The organism is Bacillus sp. NTK071 (genome assembly GCF_017303315.1).
Taxonomy (GTDB): Bacteria; Bacillota; Bacilli; order Bacillales; family Guptibacillaceae; genus Guptibacillus.
The window spans coordinates 1-265 of the sequence record NZ_JAFKOI010000092.1; the positions used below are offsets into that span (position 1 = coordinate 1).

At 70.9% G+C, this 265-nt stretch carries 1 pseudogene; it reads left to right on the plus strand.

The window, feature by feature from the left end:
* Positions 1–265 (plus strand): annotated as a pseudogene (locus JI666_RS21160) (hypothetical protein); the annotation flags it as partial.

Genomic DNA, 265 nt, shown 5'->3' on the forward strand with positions numbered 1-265 from the left:
TGGCGACGGCTTCAAATCGCGCGGCCCCCGCAAGGACGGCGAGCGCCCCTTCAAGCCCCGCCGCGAAGAGGGTGACGGCGGCTACAAGGCGCGCGGCCCGCGCCCCGATGGCGACCGCCCCTACAAGCCGCGCCGTGAAGACGGAGACGCCCCGCGCAAACCGCGCCCCGCAAACAAGGAATTCGGGAACCGGGAATTCGGAAACCGCGACGCCGACAAGGGCGACCGTCCCGCCAAACCCTATGGCGCGAAACCCTACAGCGCG